This is a genomic window from Caballeronia sp. S22, from assembly GCF_964261745.1.
In the GTDB taxonomy this organism is placed as follows: domain Bacteria; phylum Pseudomonadota; class Gammaproteobacteria; order Burkholderiales; family Burkholderiaceae; genus Caballeronia; species Caballeronia jiangsuensis.
Genome location: NZ_OZ180039.1, coordinates 687,010 through 706,820, shown reverse-complemented (window position 1 = coordinate 706,820; position 19,811 = coordinate 687,010). Strand labels below are relative to the sequence as shown.

Genomic DNA, 19,811 nt, shown 5'->3' with positions numbered 1-19,811 from the left:
GCGTCGCCACATGGAGTCGATCATGCCGTCCCAGCCTTCATCCATTCCGGTTCGCGGCAGCGAGCGCGCGGCGCTGCCTACGGCGCACGTCGTCGGTCCCGCCGCAAGCGACGAGCGACTGGAAGTGACATTGCGCGTGCGTCCGCGCGCGCAACTGCACGCGTCTGCCTCCGAGGCGCAGTCTCTTCGTCCGCCTGGCGAGCGTAGTTATCTGAGCCGCGAACAGCTCGCGTCGGCGCATGGCGCAGCGCCCGAGGATATCGCGAAGGTCGAGGCGTTCGCGCAGTCGCACGGCCTTCAGGTCGTGCTGACGAGCGCCGCGCGCCGCTGCGTCATCGTATCGGGCACGGTTGCGGCATTGGAGTCGGCGTTCGCCGTGAAGCTGCAGCAGTACCGCTTCGACGGCGGCAGCTATCGCGGGCGCGTCGGCCCGGTGTTCGTATCGCCGGAGATCGGGGACATCGTCGAGGGCGTCTTCGGTCTCGACGACCGTCCGCAGGCCATCGCACATTTCAAGCGCTCGGCGCATGCCGTGCGTGCGGAAGATGGAGCCGCGCCACACGCCGGCGGCGCCTCGTTCACGCCGCCGCAACTGGCGAAGCTATACAACTATCCCGGCGACACGGACGGCACGGGCCAGTGCATCGGCATCGTCGAGTTCGGCGGAGCGATCCGCGCGGCCGATATCCGCGCCTATTTCAAGGAACTCGGATTGCCCGCGCCGCACGTCAACACGGTGCTCGTCGATCACGCGCATATGCGCTCGGACGACGCGGACGCAGAGGTGATGCTCGATATCGAAGTCGCGGCCGCCATTGCGCCGAAAGCGCAGATCGTCGTGTACTTTGCGCCGAATACTTCGCAGGGTTTCATCGACGCCTTCACGCACGCGATTCATGACACGGTGCACAAGCCGTCCGTCATTTCGGTGAGCTGGGGCGGTCCGGAAAAGGACTGGTCGGCGCAGATCAAGACGCAGCTCGATCAGGTCTTCCAGGATGCGGCGGCGCTCGGTGTGACGATCTGCGCCGCGTCCGGCGACGCCGGTTCGAGCGACGAGAATCCCGACGCGCTCGCGAGCATCGGCCTTACGCCCGACGGCTTGTCGCACGCGGACTTCCCGGCTTCGAGCCCGTTCGCGCTCGCATGTGGCGGAACGAAGCTCGTGGCGTCGGCAAGTGCGATCACGAGCGAGACCGTGTGGAACGAAGATCCGGTGCGCAGCGCAACAGGCGGCGGCATCAGCGATTTCTTCGACGTTCCGGGCTATCAGGCCGGCGCAAAGATTCCTGTGTCCGCGAATCCCGGCGGCCGCAAGGGACGCGGCGTTCCCGACATCGCCGCGGACGCCGATCCGGCTACCGGCTATCTCGTGCGCGTTCACGGGCAGGATGCCGTGATCGGCGGCACGAGCGCCGTCGCGCCGCTGATGGCCGGTCTCGTCGCGCTGCTCAATCACAAGCTCGGGCATCCGGTCGGCTTCCTCAATCCGTTGCTGTATCGGACCGCCGGCATCACGCGCGATATCACGCAGGGCAATAACGGGGCGTATGCGGCCGGGAAGGGCTGGGACGCCTGCACCGGTCTGGGCGTTCCCGACGGCGCGAAACTGCTCGACGCGCTGATGTAACCGGTAAGCGCGAAGCGTCAGGCGCGGGCGGCGCCTTCGGGTGCCGCTCGATGACGATGTGCCCGCGCGGGCGCCCGCCGTGGCCGGCTTCGCAGAGCAATCCATTCTGGTTGGGAGCAAGTCATGATTCAATCAATCCTCGACGCGCTGGACACCGATATCAGCTACCTGGTCGCCATGCTCCTCGTGCTGTTCTATGCCTGGAGCCGCTTCAATACGCCCAGGACGCTGCGCTCCGAGACGAGCCGTTTCCAGTTCTACGGCAGCGGCGTGGCCTATGTCATCTGCTGCGAAGCAATGCTGCTGATCATCACGTGGCTGGTGAAGGACAATCCGGACGCCATCAACTGGCTGCACATGGGCGCTGAGGGAAGCGTCGGCAAGCAGGTTTCAGGATTCGATGCGCCGGCTATCGGCGCGCTCATGCTGACGACCCTGCTTCCGAGCTTCCCGTTTCTTCGGGATTTCGACGCTGGCATGCTCTCGTTCTTTCACGGCATGGGCGCCATTCCTGTCAATGCGATCCGCTGGGTGCAGCGGCTCGGCTCGGTTTCTTTCGTGATGACCGAGAGCGCGCTCGAAAGGGCGAGACAGTACGTCAGATGCCGGCCCGACCTGCAGGACGACCTTGCGCTGAAATTGGTCATTGACCCGGAAGGCGCCAGGATTCCCCATGCATTCACCGAAGTCGTGGTGCTCTATGTCGCCTACCGCGACCTGGAGATTCAACCCCGCTTCGTCAGTGCGTTCCCGGAAATAGATACGGAGTTCGAAGCGAAGATGGCGAACTTCTTCGCGCACAGTCTGGGCTACTTCGCGACGATCGACCAGTTGTCGGCGCAGAAGCTCCAGCCCCCCGCGGATGCGACCGAGAATATCCGCAAGGTAATTCTCGCGAGCGCCGCCGATGTCAAACTGATGCTCGCAAGGGCGCTCCTCTACAGTTGCAACAACGATCTCGCGGTCGCCAATAAATTCCGGGCGATGGGTTTCGCCATCCCGCCGGCGAAGCGCATCCTCATACCAGCAAACCTGCTGTGTCTCGATCTGCTGGGCGTGATCGCGCTCTTCATCGTTTCGACGGTGCTTTCCGCCAACACCATGCCCATCGAGAAGGCGTTTTCGATCGGCGTGCTCGTCGCCTTCAATCACGTGATCGCGGCCATCGCCGCTCTCGTGCCGAAGCAGGCGTGGAAGTTCGCGGATATCGAGCAATCGAATGAACGGCCGTGGCTCGCCTATTTTCTCTCGACACTGGCCGCGCTATTGGTGGGATTGACGGCGTCGTATGCGTTCTATCTGTATCGCATCCACTTTTTCGATGCGAGCGGCCCGGTTCTGCCGTTCTCCGCGCAATGCAAGTGGCTGGTTCTGTCGACGGTGCTCGCGCTCGCACTGGCGTTCGAATGCGACAACTTTCGCAACGATGTTCCGCCACCCTTGCTCCGGTGGGCCGAAGGCGCTGGCCTCGGTGTTCTGATGGGGACGGTGGGCGCATTCGTCGTGTACTGGCTCCGTGTGGATCAGGCGCTGCTTCACGCGAACGACAAGCCGCCCAGCCTGTTGGTGCCGATATTGCTGAGCGCCGCGATTGGTGCGCTGTTCGGCTCGACGATCCCGCATTGGTATCGCACGTCCGTATCGCGCGTCACGAAACCGCCACGGCCGGATAGCCTGGCGACGCCTGCGGCCATATAGCCGGGCGGGGCGTCGCGGCGCAGATTTCAAAGGCTGCTGCTAGCTTTGTCTTATCGATGCGCGCGCACGTCATGTGCGCGCGCTTTTCCCATGCTTGATGCATCAGCCGTCGCTGAGGTACCGCCGATATCCGACTCCAGCGCGACGAACCCGCGTCTGCTCCCACGCACGCCGGATCGATCCAATTCTTCCGCCAATGCGGTGACAACCGGTCAGCTCGACATCCCGCAAAAGCTGATCGAATTGAATGAGAACGCTCGTTTGATCACGCTGCCGGCTGATCGGCGTGACGAACTTCTTTCGCTCAACTAGAAGCGGTCGCCTTCGAAACCGGGCAACGCCTGCGTCCCTTCGATCTCGACCGAATGCAGACGCTTTGCATCGACGCCGAGAAGTCTCAGCATGGTCGGCGCGACCTGCGTCGTCAGCACGCGGTCATCGACCGTGCGCCCCGCGTGCTTCACGCCCGGCGCGTACACGATCAGGCCGAGGTGACCGTCGTCGGGTGCGTTGCCGCCGTGCTCTTCATCCTTCGATCCGCTCGACGTATAGATCACACCCGGATTCGGCTGCACGATGATGTCCGGCGTGCGCCCCTCGCGCGGATCGCCGAATGCGGCCGCGATGCGCGGACCGTAGAGCAGATAGGCATGGGGCCCGTCCGCGCAGATGCCCGGCGCGTTACAGCTCAGATTGTCCTTGAGCGACTTGACGGCTTGCGCCAGTTGATGCTGATCGCGCAGCCAGATGAGACTGACATCGTCGCTTTGCACGAAGCCGGTGTCGACGAGGCCGCTGCCATCGTTCAGGTTGCCGGTCTTCGTCGCATTCTGGCCGTAGTTGCCCTTCGGATCGAGATAGTTGTTCGCCTGAAGCAGCGCCGCGACCGTATCGCCATTCTTCACGAGCTTGCTGTGATCGGTCGGCGACTGGCCGTGCTTGGCCGTCACGATGATCGCCGTGGACCGGTACAGCCCGCGCTGCTTCAGTTCCGACACGATGCGCCCGAGCGATGCATCGACATAAGCGATGGCTGCGCTCACCTGCGGACCCGGCGTGAAGCTCGCGTCGAGATAGCCGCCGTTCGTTGCCACCGTGGCCTTCTGCGCGACGCTCAGCGTCTGGAAGTTCGCGCCGAAGATGGTCGGAACGCCGGGCGCGGGGTCGCCTGCCGAACTCTTGCCGTCGATCTGGTTGATGAGCGCCTGCACGTGGAGATCGTCGAAGACTTCGGTATGCGTGTAGATGTCGGTGTAGTTCGTGTTCGTCTTCGGATCGATCGCGTTGATCTCGGTGCGCATCAGGTCGTCGACGCCCGTGCCCGACGGTCCGTTCAGCCAGTCGTAACCCCACGCATGTTTGTCGGCCCACGCCGTGCGCGCCTGCGGCACGCGCGCCTTGATAACTTCGAAGACGGTGTTGGTCTTCACATAATCGTGCGGATAAACGGGCTTGCAGACGCCATCGACTTTCGCATGGGGAATCGCTTGCGGATTGAATGCATTGCCGCCGTCGAGATGCACGAGTGCGCCGCCATTCTGGGCATCGATGCCGGTGGTTTCGTCGAATACCACGTTCCAGCCTTGCGCGCCGCTGCAGTTGGTGTCGGACGGGGCGTACAGGGTACGGTCGTACGACACGTCGTAAAAGAGTCCGGTCGTCTTGGGCGAACCGCCGGTCACGAGTGCGGCGAGACCGGGAAAGGAATCGGACAGCCCGGGCGTGTGAGCGTTGGTGTAAGTGACGCCGTCCCTGGCGAGCAGCGCAATGTTGGGACACGCATTGGATGCCACGCAGCGCGCGACGTCCTGTTCGTGCAGACCGTCGAAGCTGATGAGAATCACATGCTTCGCGACGGCGCGGTCATCATGATCCGGACGGCGATGATCGCGGTCGTCTGCCCTTGCATGCGACGCGTTGAATGTAGCCGCCGCGAGAATCGCGACGACGAGAGGGCTGTGCGCGAGGGTGCGTCTGTTCGTCTTCTTCATGTCTCACCTTGTTGTCAATTGATGAAGCTTTCGCAGAGGCCTATCAATTTGCGGTGCAATTGCGGCGCGTCCATGAACAAGGGCTTTCGATTGACTGTCTTCTGCGTACTTTATTTTTCTTCAGATGCGGTCGTTGTTAAGGATTTCATAAGGAGTGTTGTGCTTCGCGGGGGTAAGAAATGGCCGCGCGGCGGTTGCCCGGCTTTTGTTCTCCATCGAGATTCGGAGGAATATCGTCTGACTGAATCATCCCCAGATAACAGATTTGTAATTCAGCCTGCGTAAGGCGCGCGTAGAATTGCTTGCAGACGAACTGGAGCAAACGGGACTGCCAGAATGCGGGTACTCATTGTCGAAGACGAGCAGAAGGCGGGCGCCTACATAAAAAAGGGCCTCGAAGAAGCGGGTTACTTTGTCGACGTCGTCGGCGACGGCGCCGAGGGCCTCATTCTCGCGAAAGAAGAGAACTACGATGTGATCGTTCTCGATGTCATGCTGCCGTCGATGGACGGCTGGTCCATCGTCAAGAACCTGCGCGAGTCGAAGTCGACGCCCGTTCTCTTTCTGACCGCGCGCGATGACGTGGCCGACCGCGTGCGTGGTCTGGAGCTGGGCGCCGACGACTATCTGGTCAAGCCGTTCGCCTTTGTCGAACTGCTCGCCCGGGTGCGCTCACTTGCGCGTCGCGGTCCGCCTCGGGAGAGCGACCTCATCGTTCTCGGCGATCTGGAAATCGACATCACGCGGCGGCGCGTCAAGCGCGCGGGCAAGCGCATCGATCTCACGCCGCGCGAATTTGCGCTGCTTCAACTGCTTGCGAGGCGGCACGGCGAAGTACTGAGCCGAACGCAGATTGCGTCATACGTCTGGGACATGAACTTCGACAGCGACACCAACGTGGTGGAAGTCGCCATACGAAGACTCCGCGCGAAGATCGACGACGAATTCGCCACCAAACTGATTCAGACCGTTCGCGGTGTGGGTTACGTCATCGCGCTGGAAGACTCCGCGTGATCAGGCCGCGCTCGCTGACCACCACGCTTGCTCTGGCGTTCGCGGCGACCACACTGGCGGTATTCGGGCTTGTCGGCACTTTCGTCTATCTTGCGCTGGAGCAACAGGTCAAGGTTCAGGACGATCTCGATATCGTGCTCGCGGCCCGGCATACACGCCGCCTCGCCGACGAGCTGACCGACTACGGCGATATTCTGCGGCATCGTGAACGACTCGAAAGCCAAGTGCTCGGCAACGAAGCACTATCGCTGCGAATCTCGGACGCGGCCGGAACGACGCTCGTGCAGCACAACGTCGATCCGGCGATTGGCACGCGTGAGATGCCCACCGCCGCGGTGCCTGCCAACGCCCAGATCACGGAGCGTGCCATCGCGCCGCTCGCCATCGCCACCGGCGCGCCGATCCGCGCGCTCGCCGTCGATGCCGCGCTGCAGAACGGAACGATCGCGACCATCGTCGTCATGCGCGACATGCACGATCGCTGGCTGCTGCTGGATCGATACCGCGACAAGCTGCAACTGGCGGGCGTGCTCGGCGTTCTGCTGGCATTCTGCATCGGCTATTTTCTCGTGCGCCGCGCGATGCAGCCGGTGCGTGAAATGGCGGTCAACGCAGCCAGCATCACCTCGGACAAGCTCGATACCCGAATCGAAGCGTCGCGCGTCCCCATTGAACTCGAACCGCTCGTCGTGTCGCTGAACGGGATGCTCGCCCGACTGGAGAGCAGCTTTCAACGACTCTCGCAGTTCACCGCCGATCTCGCGCACGACATGCGCACGCCGCTTTCCAACATGCGCGGCGCGATGGAGGTGGCGCTTGCGCGGCCACGCCCGGTCGAGGAGTATCAGGCGACACTCGAGTCCGGCCTCGAAGAATGCGAGCGGCTTTCGCGGATGATCGAGAACGTGCTGTTTCTCGCGCGCGCCGAGCATCCGCAGTTTTCGAAGAACATGCGCATCATCGACGGCGGCAAGGAATTGCAGCATATCGCCGACTACTTCGAAGGATTGGCGGACGATGCCGGTGTTCACATCGTCGCGTGCGGGTCCGCGATGTTGCGGGTCGATGTGGAACTCTTCAGGCGCGCGGTCAGCAACCTGCTTGCCAACGCGATGCGATTCACGCCGGCGCAAGGCATGATCACGCTGTCGATCCACAGCGCGGAAGACCGGGTCCGCGTATGCGTCGAGAACGAAGGCGCGCCTATTGATCCTTCCTTGCTCGAACGGATCTTCGATCGCTTCTACCGGGCGGATCCGTCGCGCGGTGCATCGGGGACGACCGCGGGATCGGCCGGACTCGGACTTGCAATCGTTCGCACGATCATGGATCTGCATGGCGGCCGTGCGCACGCCGAAAGCGATACGCGCAGCACGCGGTTCATACTGACCTTCCCGGTTGTGGAAGCGTCCGATCTGACCGAAGGCGGCAGCGTTTCACGCGCTCAGATTTCAAACTTGTAACGTCAGCGTCAGACTTTCGGCAGTGCTCCGAATCCAGAATAACTTCAACGCCGGCATTCATTGAAGCCGGTGTCGCGAGGGTAAATTGCACTCGGGCAAGACCCTCGTCTTCTATTTCGGAGAGGGAACACCATGAAAGCTATCGCATGTGTCGTGCTGGCAGTAACAACGCTGCTGCCGTTCAGCGCTTTCGCGCAAACCACGGGCGGGCAGGTGACACGCGCCGAAGTGCGCGCCGATCTCGCGCAACTGGAAGCGGTCGGATATCGGCCGAGCACGCATGACGCGGATTATCCCAATGCGCTCATGTCCGCCGAGTCGAAAGTCGCAGCGATGCAAGGCCACAACGCCGCGTACGGCGGCGATCAGGGCGGCGCGCATCAAGTGGGTAGTGCAGGCGCGCAATAACTTGTGAAGCGGCATCGCCGAGAAACTCACTCAATCGAATCACATTAGTCGAGTCATAGGCTTATATTCACGCACTCCTTAAGGATTAAGATCATGAAAAAGACTGTTTTGCTTCTTCTCGCTTCATTGGCTATCGGTGTGGCGGGGCAGGCGTCCGCGCAGACCAGCGGAATCACGCGCGCCGAAGTCAAGCAACAACTGGTTCAAGCCGAAGCGCAGGGTCTGTTGCCTGCGAACGGCGTCGACTATCCGCCGAACGCGGGCGCCATCGCACGGAACAAGGCCGCCTTTCAGGCGCGAGAGCAAGCGCATGCTGCGGCAACGGGTTACGGCGGAGCAGCGGACGGTCAGACGTCGAACTGAACGCTGGCGCGTGTTATGTGCTTTTTCTAAGAAATGCAGAATTTCTTGGAGAGAGCGCGTGACACGCTTCTGGCTTTTCGCTGGATCCCGTATTCGCAGTGGTCTATTGGCACTGCCCCTCCCCGGGGCGGGGGTCACTTTCTTTGCTGCTGCAAAGAAAGTAACCAAAGAAAGCAGCTTCTCACCGCCCGCGGTCACACGCAGTTTGGCCATGCTTGCCAGCCCGCAGTGGCCCTCGCCTAAGTGTCGCCCTCGAAGGACCAACCGGGCTTGGCTCGCGCACGGTCTGCCACCCCAAATGTTTTAGCGCGCTGGTTCAGCACCAAAGAGCTTCGGCACAGCGCTACGCGCTGCCGTCGGGTCTGCGAGGGAAACCATCGAAGAAGTTCGCGCAGACCCGATTGACCCATCGGCCGCAAAGCGGGCCGGAGCTATTTGGTGCTGAACCAGCGCGCTCAAGGTTATGGCTCGTCAGACCGTGCGCGGTCCAAGCCCTTGTCTGCTTGTGGGGGCACTCGCTACTGCCGGGCCATTCAGCCAATTGCCTGTGCCGCGGCCGGCATGAAGTGCTTAGGCTGGGGATAGCTGTTTCTTTGGTTACTTTCTTTGCAGCAGCAAAGAAAGTGACTGCCGCCCCGCACAGGGGCAACACAAATAGACCGACACGAATACGGGATCCAGCGAAAACGCCCTCATCAGGCCACATTGCCAAGCCCGATATCACTGATCTGCGCGTACCCGCCAGTCGCCGCCCAGCGCGACCAGGAGGCCCACGGAGGCGACGGCCCGGCGCGCATCGATCTGCTCCGCGGTGCGTTCGTTGGTGAGCGCAATGGTCTGCGCGGTCACGACATCCAGATAACTCACCGCGCCGGCATCGAAACGATTCGTCACGAGCTTCAGCGAGAGCGCCGCCGCGTCCGATGCCAAGCGCTGACTGCGTGCTTCGTCCGCAAGTGCGTTCAGGGCGGTGAGGTTGTCCTCGACTTGCTGGAACGAAGTGAGCACGGTTTGCCGGTAATCCGCGACATAGCCGTCATAGCGCGCATGCGCGCTCGCAAGCGATGCCTTCCGACGCCCGCCATCGAACAAGGTGCCCGCAAGCTGCGGACCGAGTGACCAGAAGAGACTCGGCGCGGTGAGCCAGGGCGCGAAGAAGCTCGACTCCAGACCCGCGCTCGCGCTCAGGATCAGATCGGGGAAGAAGGCTGCGCGTGCCTCGCCGATTTGCGCATTCGCCGCGAAGACGCGGCGTTCCGCTGCGGCGATGTCCGGCCTGCGTTCGAGCAATTGCGAAGGCAGCGCCTGCGGAATGTCCGGCAACAGGAAGGTCTGCTTGCGCGCGGGTATCGAGAAGGTCGAAGCCGGTTCGCCGATGAGCGTCGCAATCGCATGTTCGAGCATCGCGCGTTGCGAAGCGGCCTCGGTCGACTGCGTGCGCGTGCTTTCCAGTTGCGCCTGCGCCTGCGCCACCGCCGATGCGTCGATCGCACCGCTGGCAAGTTGCCGCTTCAGCAGTTGCAGGGCGGCGTCATAAGCGCTGACGGAATCGTCGAGAAGCTGCTTCTGGGTATCGAGCGAGCGCAGATTGAAGTAGTTCACGGCGAGCTGACTCGAAAGCGCCAGACGCAGCGCCTCGACATCGGCGGCGCTCGCCTCGGCGCTGGCTTGCGCGTTGAGCGTCGCATCGTGGATGCGGCCGAAAAGATCCGGTTCCCACGATGCCGATACGCCCGTCGAATAGTCGGAGATGGTCTGTCCCGCCAGCGATTTGCCGAGCAGATTCTGCGATGTGCGGTAGCGGCTCTGCGCCACGCCGGCTGTCACTGTCGGGAAGAAACCCGCGCGCTGATAGTCGACCATGGCGCGCGCTTCCTGCAACGAAGAGACGGCTTTCTTCAGCGACTGATTCGAGACGTTCACACGCGCTTCGAGATCGTCGAGTTGCGGGTCCTTGAATGCTTTCCACCAAGGGCCGCGCGGTGTCGAATCGGCGGGCGCGGCAACCGACCAAAGCGGTGAGCCCGCGAAATGCGCCGGAACGGCGACCTCCGGTGTCTGATACGGCGGCACGGTCGAGCAAGCGGCGAGCGTCACGCAGACGAGGGCAGCGGCGCAACGGCGCAGCGCGAAAGGGACACGTTTCATTCTGTCCTCCTTCACGATGCGCTCGCGGACTTTGCGATCTTCACCGCTTCGCCGCTCGTGATCGCGTCGCCGGGGTTGTCGATCACTTTATCGGACGACTGCACGCCGGTCATGATCTCGACATGCGTGCCGAAATCTCGGCCGAGCGTCACGGTCTTGAGACTGATCCTGTTCGATGCATCCACGGTCGCCACCGTCACGCCGTTCGGCCGGAAGAGCAGGGCGCTGACGGGGAGATCCAGTTTCGGCGTCTGACTGATGAGCTCCAGATGCGCCTGCGCGTAAGCGCCCGGCAACAGCGCGCCATCGGCGTTCGCCACATCCAGCTCGACGCGCAAGGTGCGGGTCACCGGGTCCATTGCGCCGGCATTGCGCGCGACCGTCGCGGGGAAGCGTCGTCCGGGATATTGCTGCGCGGTGAGATAAGCCTGGGTCGTCGAGGTCACGTAAGGCGCATCGCCTTGCGGGACATCGATGAATACGCGCAAGGTATCGCTCTGCACCACATGGAAGAGTTCACCCGTGGTGCCGCCGAGGCCGGGCGTGCCGCCCGCCGTGACGAGCGCGCCCACATCGACACGTCGCGCGCTCACCACGCCATCGAACGGCGCGAGCACTTTCTCGTAGGACACGAGTTCCGTGAGGCGGCGCACGTTGGCTTGCGCGGATGACAACATGGCCTGCTTCGCAAGCATGTCGCCGGATTTCGTATCGGCATCCTGTTGCGACACCGACTGCGTCTTCAGCATGTCCTGCCAGCGTGCGGCCGTGTCTCGCGCATAGACATAGTTCGCTCGCGCGGTGGCTTCGTCGGCGCGTGCTTGCTGCAATTGCGCATCGACTTCGGGTGTCTGGATCACCGCGAGCAACTGCCCTTGCTTCACGTGCGCGCCGATGTCGGCATACCAGTGCTGTACATAACCGCTGGTGCGCGCATAGACCGACGCGTCCGAGTACGCCGACACGGCGCCCGGCAACAACAGCTCCTGCGTGGCCGGGGCCTGACGCGGCGCGATAACCGATACGTTCATCACGCTCTGGACATCGGCCTGCGCGGCGAGCGCGCTCTGTGCGTGCAGGCGCGGAATGATGCCGGCGCCGAGCAGCGCGGCTGCGATCCCGAGAAGAATTAGCGCTGGGAGAAAGCGCCGCTTGGTCGTGTGTTCGTCTTGCCGGTTCATGATGGTCGCTATTAGGCGTCGATAGAAAGATCTGCACTCGATGCGCCCCTCGCAGCCTGCCGGCGCGCGAGCCATGCATGCACGACGCCGAACACCACGGGCACGAAAAGGAGCGTGGACACCGTGCCGAGCATCAGGCCGCCGATCACCGCGCGTCCGAGCGGCGCGTTCTGTTCGCCGCCATCGCCCAGTCCGAGCGCCATCGGCAGCATGCCGATCAGCATCGCGAGCGCGGTCATCAGCACCGGGCGAAAGCGTGAGAAGCCCGCTTCGATCGCGGCCTGAACCGGTGCCATGCCATTGCTCAAGAGTTCGCGCGCGGCGTTGATCACGAGAATGCTGTTCGCCGTCGCGATGCCGATACAGAGGATCGTCCCGGTGAGCGCCGGCACGCTCAGCGTGGTGCCCGTTGCGAAGAGCATCCACGCGATGCCCGCAAGCGAAGCAGGCAATCCGCCGATGATGATGAGCGGATCGAGCCAAGACTGAAAGTTCACGACCATCAGCAGATACACGAGCGCGATCGCGAAGACGAGTCCGAAGCCGAGGCCGCTGAACGACTGCGTCATCGACTGGACCTGCCCGCGCATGACGATGGTCGAGCCGCCCGGCAGATGCGCGCGGCTCTGCGCGATCAGGCGCGACACGTCCGCGGCGACGCCGCCCAGATCGCGACCCTGCACCGACGCGTAGATATCGAGGACGGGCTGCACGTTGTAATGCGACACCACCGCCTGCTGCGAGCCGCGCTGCATGCTGCCGAGCGACGCCAGAATGCTCTGCGGCGCGCTCGATGCCGCGTGCTGGTCGAGCGGCAGATTGGCGAGCGTCTGCAACGAATGGATATCGTACTGAGGCACCTGCGCCATGAGCGGATAACTCACGCCGTTCTTCGGATCGAGCCAGAAATTCGGCGTGGTCTGCGAGCTGCCCGAGAGCGAGATCAGCATGTCCTGCGCGATCTGCTTCTGCGTGAGGCCGGCCAGCATGGCCTTGGTGCGATCGACGCGGATATTGATCGCCGGGGCATCGTCGGGTTGCTGGATGTGGGCATCGACGAGGCCGTGCACGCCGCGCATCCGGGCGAGCAGATCGTTGGCCACGGCGCGATTGGCGACCAGATTCCTGCCGACGATCTGTATGTCGATCGGCGCGGGCTGGCCGAAGTTGAGAATCTGGCTCGTGATGTCGGCGGGCAGGAACGAGAACGTCGTGCCGGGGAACGAAGCGGCCAGCACGCCGCGCAGTTTCGCGACATAGGATGCGGTCGGCGCATGACTGGGCTTGAGGGCGATCATGATGTCGGCATCTTCCGAACCGATAGGCGCCGACGACGAATACGTGAGGTTGATGCCGCTCACCGGCAGGCCGATGTTATCGAGCAGCGACGCCTCTTCGGACTTCGGTATCACGGTGCGGATTTTCGCTTCCACCTGATCGGCGAGCCGCGCGGTCTCTTCGATGCGCGTGCCCGTCGGCGCGCGCATATGCAGGCGAATCTCGCCGGTATCGACACTGGGGAAGAAGTCGCGCCCCGCGAATGGAATCAACGCCATCGAGGCCGCGCAGAAGAGCGCGAAGATCAGGATGACCGTGCGCGGCCGGCCCGTGTTGTTCGTGAGCGCGGCCTTGTATCGCAGGCGCAGGCGCTCGAAGCGATGTTCGAAGGCCGCTTGCCCGCGCGAGAGAAACGCAAGCCGGCCGGCCGGCGCCTGCTTCGAGCGTGCCTTGAGCAAGTACATGGCGAGCGTCGGGATCAGCGTGCGCGAGAAGAAGTACGACGCGCACATCGCGAACACGACCGCTTCGGCCATCGGCACGAAGAGATAGCGCGCCACGCCCGACAGCATGAACATCGGCGCGAACACGATGCAGATGGAAAGCGTCGAAACGAAAGTGGGCACGGCGATCTCGCCTGAGCCGTTGAGAATGGCATCCGCGAGCGGCGCGCCGTTCTCCAGATGATGCGTGATGTTTTCGATCGCGACGGTCGCATCGTCCACCAGAATGCCGACGGCGAGCGCGAGTCCGCCCAGCGTCATGATGTTGATGGTCTCGCCGAGCGCGGACAGCGCCAGCAGCGACGTGATGACCGACAGCGGAATCGTCACCGCGATGATGAGCGTCGCGCGCCAGCTCCCGAGAAACAGCAGGATCATCATCGCGGTCAGGCACGCGGCGATGAGCGCCTCGCGCACCACGCCGAGAATCGCGGACTTGACGAACACCGACTGATCCGCGAGCGGCACGATATGCAGCGCCTTGGGCAAGCCCGCCGAGATCGTGGGTAGCATCGACTTGATCTGCTGGATGATGGTCAGCGTGGACGTGCTGCCGGTCTTCTCGACCGTCAGCAGCGCGGCGCGCTTGCCGTCGCTGCGCACGATGTTGGTCTGCGGCGCATAGCCGTCGCGCACCTGCGCCACGTCGCGCAGATAGACCACGCTGCCGTTGACCGCCTCGATGGGCAAGTCGTTGAGCGCGGCGACGTTCTCGGTGCTGCCGTTCATTTGAACGTTGTATTCGCGCGTGCCGATCTTCGCGGTACCGCCCGGCAGGATCAGGTTCTGCACGTTCACCGCATTGACGATATCGCTCGGCGACAGATTGCGCGCCTGCAGCTTGCGCGGATCGATATCGATCATGATCTGGCGGATCTTGCCGCCATAGGGCAGCGGCACGGCCGCGCCCTGCACGGTGGCGAGCTGCGTGCGCACGAAGCTGTTGCCGAGGTCGTACAGCGATTGTTCGGGCAGCGTCGCACTGGTCAGACCCAGTTGCAGGATGGGCACGGTGGACGCGTTATACGTGATGATATTGGGCGGCAGCGTGCCGGGCGGCAGCACCCGCAGGATCGACGCCGAGCTGGATGTCGCCTGCGCCACTGCACGATTGATATCCGCGCCGGGGTGAAAGAAGATCTTGATGATCGACACGCCATTGAGCGATTGCGACTCCACGTGCTCGATATTCTCGATATCCGACGTCAGCGCGCGCTCATAGTTGGTCGTGATGCGCCGGGCCATGTCCTCGGCTGAAAAGCCGTTATAGGACCAGACGATGCTGACCACCGGGATATTGATGTTGGGGAAGATATCGGTCGGCGTGCGCAGAATCGTCAGCGGGCCGATGATGAACAGCAGCAGCGCCAGAACGATGAAGGTATAGGGCCGCCGAAGGGCCAGGCGAACGATCCACACGAGCAGTATCCACGGTTGTTACCCGACGCCAGAAGGCGCCGGGTCTTGTGATTGCACAACGGGATGGAGTGTGCGGGCGGCCGCCTTACCTGATACTGTCCGTTAAATGACAAGCTTGTAATCTGCGTCGGCGTGTGGCGACGCCGTTTGCCTGGAGCCGAGCGTGTACCGGAACGTCTTCAGGCGAAGCGTCCGTGTCGTCGCGCGGTCTCGCTAAGCTCAATCCGCTCGAAAAATCGGCCCATCGACAGGGTTAGCAATGCGCCCAGCGAGACGGCGTAGACGGAGCCAATGATCAGTGTCAGCATGAAAATATCCTCGAGAGTGATTCGATTGATTGAGGCGCTCGCGAAGCGTGCTTTTTATAAAATCGACGTCGCGCCTTCAATCAAATTGCTACCGAATCCTTAGCAGGGTCTTAGTACGAGCATACTGTTCAAGGCCCGTCAATCGGCCCAGTTGACCCAGCCGAAGTGCGCCGTCACCAGCACCGCGACGCCGAACGCGATCCGATACCACGCGAACGGCACGAAGTCATGCGTCGCCACGTAGCGCAGCAGCCAGCGCACGCACACCCATGCGCTCAGGAACGAGAAGATCAATCCGACGGCGAACAAAGGCGCGTCGGTCGCCGAGAGCAGATGACGTTCCTTGAAGAGGCTGTACGCGCCCGCGCCGATGAGTGTGGGTATCGCGAGAAAGAAGCTGAACTCGGTCGCCGCGTTGCGGCTCAGTCCGACCAGCATTCCGCCGATGATGGTCGATCCCGAACGGCTGACGCCTGGAACAAGCGCGAGACATTGCAGGAGGCCGACCTTGAGCGCATCGAGCGGCGACATGTCGTCGACGGTGAAAACGCGCACCGTGCTCTTGGGACGGCGTTCGGCCCACAGGATCACCAGCGCGCCCGCGATGAACGACGTGGCCACGACCGTCGGAGTGAAGAGATGCGCCTTGACCGCCTTGCCCACGAGAAGACCGATCACCACCGCGGGCAAAAACGCGATCAGCACGTTCAGCACGAACCGCCGGGCGCGCGATGAATCGCCGAGTGCGGCGGCGGTGTCCACGAGACGACGCCAGTAGAACAGGATCACGGCGAAGATGGCGCCCGTCTGGATCGCGATGTCGAATACCTTGGCCTTCTCGCTGGTGAAGTCGAGCAGCGACCCGGCCAGGATCAGATGCCCGGTTGACGAGATCGGCAGAAACTCCGTCAACCCTTCGACGATTCCCATGATCGCGGCTTTGACGAGTAACAACATATCCATGTGCGTTCCGGTCTGGTTTTTTGATTGGTGTGAGTTCGCTCGGGCTCACGCGTCGAGTCAGGCGGCACTCTGCCGGGGTTTACTTAGACGTTGCTTAGCGACCTCTGTTTACTTAGCGTAATCTTTCATTTCTACTGTTTCGCCTTATGTGGCGGGGCATTTCGGCAAATGCACGTCCGAAGACGTTTACACCTTTGTAAATAAACATTACAATCCGTCCCGTCAGTTATTGAGGATGATTCTCATTAACTGAGTCTAACGCGATCCGTCTCGCGCCCGTCCGCTCCATGCAACGTGGGGCTTCATCCTTCTTCACATTGTCACCATGCCCGCTCTGTTAAAGACGCGGACGCGTCTGCTCGCGTCCGTCGGTGCTCTTTATTGCGCAAGTTTTCTCGCTCCGTCCCAGGCCGTCGCGCAGTCCGTGTCGGCGCCAGTCTCGAACGACGCTTCGCCCCAATCCTTGCCCGCGGTTCAGGTGAACGCGAGCACGGTGCAATCCGACCTGCAGACGAAGGAACTGCCTTCGTACAAATTCACCGCGCCGCTGCTGGACACGCCGCGCTCGATCACGGTCATTCCCGAAGAACTCATCAAGGAAACCAACGCGACGACCTTCGCCGATGCGCTCAAGACCGTGCCTGGCATCACGTTCCTCGGGGGCGATGCGGCAGCGAATCCGTCGGCGGACCGGCCGGTGATCCGCGGTTTCGAATCGCGCAATTCGATTTTCGTCGATGGCATTCGCGACTCGGGCGTGCAGAACCGCGAGACGTTCGACATCGAGAGCATCACGGTGATCAAAGGTCCGGACTCGGTGTATGCGGGGCGCGGCGCGGTGGGCGGCTCTATCGACATCGAAACCAAGATGCCGAAGAACGAGAACTTCATCAACGGCAGCGCGGGCATCGGTACCGATGCGTACAAGCGCCTGACGCTCGATGTGAACCAGAAGTTCGCCGGCGACAACGCGTTCCGCTTCAACGCGATGGGCTTCGATGCCAATCAGGCAGGCCGCAATAACGTCTATAGCAAGCGCTGGGGCATCGCGCCGTCCGTCGCATTCGGCCTGAACAGTCCGACGACGGTCACGCTCAGCTACTACCATCTGAATAGCTATGACATGCCGGATTTCAGCGTGCCGTTCCGCTCGACGGGCGGCACGCCGATCAACAGCGATCGCGGCCAGTTCTACGGCCTCAATAACCGCGACTATCGCTATGGGCAGACGGACACGGGCGAGGTGCGCATCGAGCATCGCTTCAACGAAAATCTGAAGCTCAGAAACACGACGATGTTCGGCCGGTCCACGCTCGATTACATCGCGACGAATCCTCAGTTGACGAGCCCGACGTCGAACATTCTCAGCCTGCAGGCGAAGAGCGGCAAATACGCGACCAACAGCATCACGAACCAGACCGAGCTGACCGGGAAGGCGACACTCCTCGGCATGCAACATACGATGACGGGTGGCGTCGAGTTCAGTCACGAACACAGTCTCTATGAAGGCTATCTCGTCTCGGATAGCGCCGGAAACAATATCCGTACGGGCGGTCCGTGTTCGGTGGCATACAACTGCACGCCGGTCAACGCGTGGAATCCGGACAATCCGTGGCTCGGCAGCGTTCTGCTCAACGGCGACAAGGCCTTTCCTGGCGCGGCGACGCATACGCAGACCAATACCGCATCCGCGTATCTCTTCGATAGCGTGAAGATCACGGACCGATGGATCTTCAACGCGGGCGCGCGTTTCGACCGCTTCGACGTCACCTCGACTCAGGCAGGCGCGAAAGACCTCTCCAACAACTCGAATCTCTTCAGCTATCAGCTCGGCCTCGTGTACAAGCTGATGCCGACAGTGAGCCTGTACACGTCGTACGGCACGTCCGCGAATCCGCCGGGTGCGAACGCGGGTCTCGGCGGCGGCACGGATCAGCTCACGGCCACGAATCAGGATCTGTCGCCGGAACGCAGCCGCAACATCGAAGTGGGCGCGAAGTGGGACGTGCTGGATCGGCTGTCGATGAACCTCGCGCTGTTCCAGACCGACAAGACCAACGCGCGCGTAAGCGACGGCCTCGGCGGAACGATCAACGCGGGCCATCAGCGCGTGCGCGGCGTCGAAGTCGGAACCGCGGGCAATATCACGGGCAAGTGGAGCGTCTTCGGCGGCTACTCGTATCTGGATGCGATCACGGTCGACGCGGGCGCGGCCAGCGCGGCATCGTCCGGTCTGCCGATGGTGATGGTGCCCAAGCACAACTTCACGCTCTGGTCGTTCTATGACGTGCTGCCGAAGCTGAAGGTCGGCGCGGGCGCGACGATCGCGAGCAAGTCCTACGCGTCGGTTTCGCCGACGGTGCTCAAGTGGACGCCCGGCTATGCGCGCTTCGATGCGGTGGCGACTTATCACGTCGCGAAGAGCGTGGACTTGCAGTTGAACGTGAACAACATCTTCGACCGCAAGTACTTTTCGAGCGCGTACCCGATCTATGCGACCTGGGCGCCGGGACGCTCCGCGATGCTGACGCTCAACTTCTATCAGTAACGTCACCTTCGACTTGCGCGCGGCTCAACGCCCCTTCCACGGCACGAGCCGCCGTTCCAGCGCGCGCATACCGAAGTCGAAGATCCACGCGATCGCGCCGATCAGCACGATGCCCATCACCACCACGTCGGTGCGCAGAAAGCTCGATGCGTTGAGCACCATCTGCCCGAGGCCAGCGGTGGCCGCGACCATCTCGGCGGCGACGAGCGTGGTCCACCCGAAGCCCACGGCGATGCGCAGGCCCGTGAGTATCTCGGGCAACGCGGCGGGCAGCACGACGTGCCACACGACCTGCCGGAAGTTCGCGCCGAGCGACCATGCCGCGTTCACCTGCTCGGCGGTCGCGCTCTTCACGCCGGCGCGCGCGGCCATCGCGATCGGCGCGAAGCACGCGAGCCAGATCACGACGATCTTCGCGGTCTCGTCGATCCCGAAGTAGATAACGACGAGCGGCAGATACGCGAGCGGCGGCAGCGGCCGATAGAACTCCAGCGGCGGATCGAGCACGCCGCGCGCGATGCGGCTCACGCCCATCAGAATGCCGATCGGCACCGCGGTTACGACCGCCAGCGCGAATGCGCCGAACACGCGGATCGCGCTCCACAAAAGATGTTCGGAGAGCGGCAGGCCGCCCTGGAGCCGCCCATGCAGTGCATCGACGAATGCCTGCCAGACGGCCTCGGGCGAGGGCAGAAAGAGCGGCGGCAGCCAATGAAAATGCGTGGCGGCCCACCACAGCAACGCGAGCGTCGCGACGCACAGCGCGCTGGGCAGCGCGGTCGGGCCCGCGCCCGGCATGCCGCGATAGCGCGCGCGTCGTTTCGTGCGGGCGGCGCGTCGTGGAGTCTGCGGCGTCGTGGCGGAGCGCGGCAGCGGGACTTCGTGTGCGGGATGAG

15 protein-coding genes are annotated in these 19,811 nt (G+C 62.8%); 8 read left to right on the top strand and 7 right to left on the bottom strand.

Going from position 1 to position 19,811, the window contains the following annotated elements; translation table 11 throughout:
* Window positions 1-22 precede the first annotated feature (22 nt).
* The 3 genes from ACEN42_RS35070 to ACEN42_RS35060 all read left to right on the top strand — a co-directional run bounded on the left by ACEN42_RS35070 (window position 23) and on the right by ACEN42_RS35060 (window position 3,640).
* Entirely contained in the window at window positions 23-1,630 is a 1,608-nt protein-coding gene (locus ACEN42_RS35070; RefSeq protein ID WP_371883181.1) for a protease pro-enzyme activation domain-containing protein, read from the top strand.
* 123 nt (window positions 1,631-1,753) lie between these two features.
* Window positions 1,754-3,328: a hypothetical protein gene (locus tag ACEN42_RS35065; RefSeq protein WP_371883180.1), complete on the top strand. Its 1,575-nt coding sequence runs from the start codon at window positions 1,754-1,756 to the stop codon at window positions 3,326-3,328.
* A gap of 90 nt (window positions 3,329-3,418) precedes the next feature.
* Complete coding sequence (locus ACEN42_RS35060; RefSeq protein WP_371883179.1) at window positions 3,419-3,640, top strand: hypothetical protein; 222 nt, start codon at window positions 3,419-3,421, stop codon at window positions 3,638-3,640.
* Here ACEN42_RS35060 and ACEN42_RS35055 read toward each other — a convergent pair.
* Window positions 3,637-5,319 (bottom strand): alkaline phosphatase family protein, encoded by a 1,683-nt coding sequence (locus ACEN42_RS35055; RefSeq protein ID WP_371883178.1) that lies wholly within the window; start codon window positions 5,317-5,319, stop codon window positions 3,637-3,639. The genes ACEN42_RS35060 and ACEN42_RS35055 overlap by 4 nt on opposite strands.
* Before the next feature lie 336 nt (window positions 5,320-5,655).
* Here ACEN42_RS35055 and ACEN42_RS35050 point away from each other — a divergent pair, with 336 nt between their 5' ends.
* The 4 genes from ACEN42_RS35050 (at window position 5,656) to ACEN42_RS35035 (ending at window position 8,567) form a co-directional block, all read left to right on the top strand.
* Window positions 5,656-6,333, top strand: a complete 678-nt coding sequence (locus tag ACEN42_RS35050; RefSeq protein ID WP_035500116.1) for a heavy metal response regulator transcription factor — start codon at window positions 5,656-5,658, stop codon at window positions 6,331-6,333.
* A complete protein-coding gene (locus ACEN42_RS35045; protein WP_371883232.1) occupies window positions 6,333-7,796 on the top strand; it encodes a heavy metal sensor histidine kinase in 1,464 nt (487 codons plus the stop codon). Before ACEN42_RS35050 ends, ACEN42_RS35045 begins: the two co-directional genes overlap by 1 nt.
* Window positions 7,797-7,928: 132 nt before the next feature.
* Window positions 7,929-8,204, top strand: coding sequence for a DUF4148 domain-containing protein (locus tag ACEN42_RS35040; RefSeq protein ID WP_371883177.1), 276 nt, complete (start codon window positions 7,929-7,931; stop codon window positions 8,202-8,204).
* A gap of 93 nt (window positions 8,205-8,297) precedes the next feature.
* On the top strand, window positions 8,298-8,567 hold the full coding sequence (locus ACEN42_RS35035; protein WP_250486965.1) for a DUF4148 domain-containing protein: 270 nt from the start codon (window positions 8,298-8,300) through the stop codon (window positions 8,565-8,567).
* 720 nt (window positions 8,568-9,287) lie between these two features.
* Here ACEN42_RS35035 and ACEN42_RS35030 read toward each other — a convergent pair.
* The 5 genes from ACEN42_RS35030 to ACEN42_RS35010 all read right to left on the bottom strand — a co-directional run bounded on the left by ACEN42_RS35030 (window position 9,288) and on the right by ACEN42_RS35010 (window position 16,367).
* A complete protein-coding gene (locus ACEN42_RS35030; protein ID WP_371883176.1) occupies window positions 9,288-10,715 on the bottom strand; it encodes an efflux transporter outer membrane subunit in 1,428 nt (475 codons plus the stop codon).
* 11 nt (window positions 10,716-10,726) lie between these two features.
* Window positions 10,727-11,896 carry an efflux RND transporter periplasmic adaptor subunit gene (locus ACEN42_RS35025; protein WP_371883175.1) on the bottom strand — a complete coding sequence of 390 codons (1,170 nt, stop codon included), beginning with the start codon at window positions 11,894-11,896 and terminating at the stop codon, window positions 10,727-10,729.
* 11 nt (window positions 11,897-11,907) lie between these two features.
* Window positions 11,908-15,096 carry an efflux RND transporter permease subunit gene (locus ACEN42_RS35020; RefSeq protein WP_371883174.1) on the bottom strand — a complete coding sequence of 1,063 codons (3,189 nt, stop codon included), beginning with the start codon at window positions 15,094-15,096 and terminating at the stop codon, window positions 11,908-11,910.
* 179 nt (window positions 15,097-15,275) lie between these two features.
* The gene (locus ACEN42_RS35015) at window positions 15,276-15,404 is read right to left on the bottom strand and encodes a hypothetical protein (protein ID WP_273591698.1); all 129 of its coding nucleotides are present in this window, start codon (window positions 15,402-15,404) and stop codon (window positions 15,276-15,278) included.
* 138 nt (window positions 15,405-15,542) lie between these two features.
* Entirely contained in the window at window positions 15,543-16,367 is an 825-nt protein-coding gene (locus ACEN42_RS35010; protein WP_371883173.1) for an undecaprenyl-diphosphate phosphatase, read from the bottom strand.
* A 325-nt stretch (window positions 16,368-16,692) separates the two neighbouring features.
* Between ACEN42_RS35010 and ACEN42_RS35005 the strand changes: the two genes are divergently transcribed.
* Window positions 16,693-18,915: a TonB-dependent receptor gene (locus ACEN42_RS35005; RefSeq protein WP_371883172.1), complete on the top strand. Its 2,223-nt coding sequence runs from the start codon at window positions 16,693-16,695 to the stop codon at window positions 18,913-18,915.
* Window positions 18,916-18,939: 24 nt separating this feature from the next.
* Here ACEN42_RS35005 and ACEN42_RS35000 read toward each other — a convergent pair whose 3' ends face one another.
* Entirely contained in the window at window positions 18,940-19,788 is an 849-nt protein-coding gene (locus tag ACEN42_RS35000) for an ABC transporter permease subunit (protein WP_371883231.1), read from the bottom strand.
* Between the last annotated feature and the right edge of the window lie 23 nt (window positions 19,789-19,811).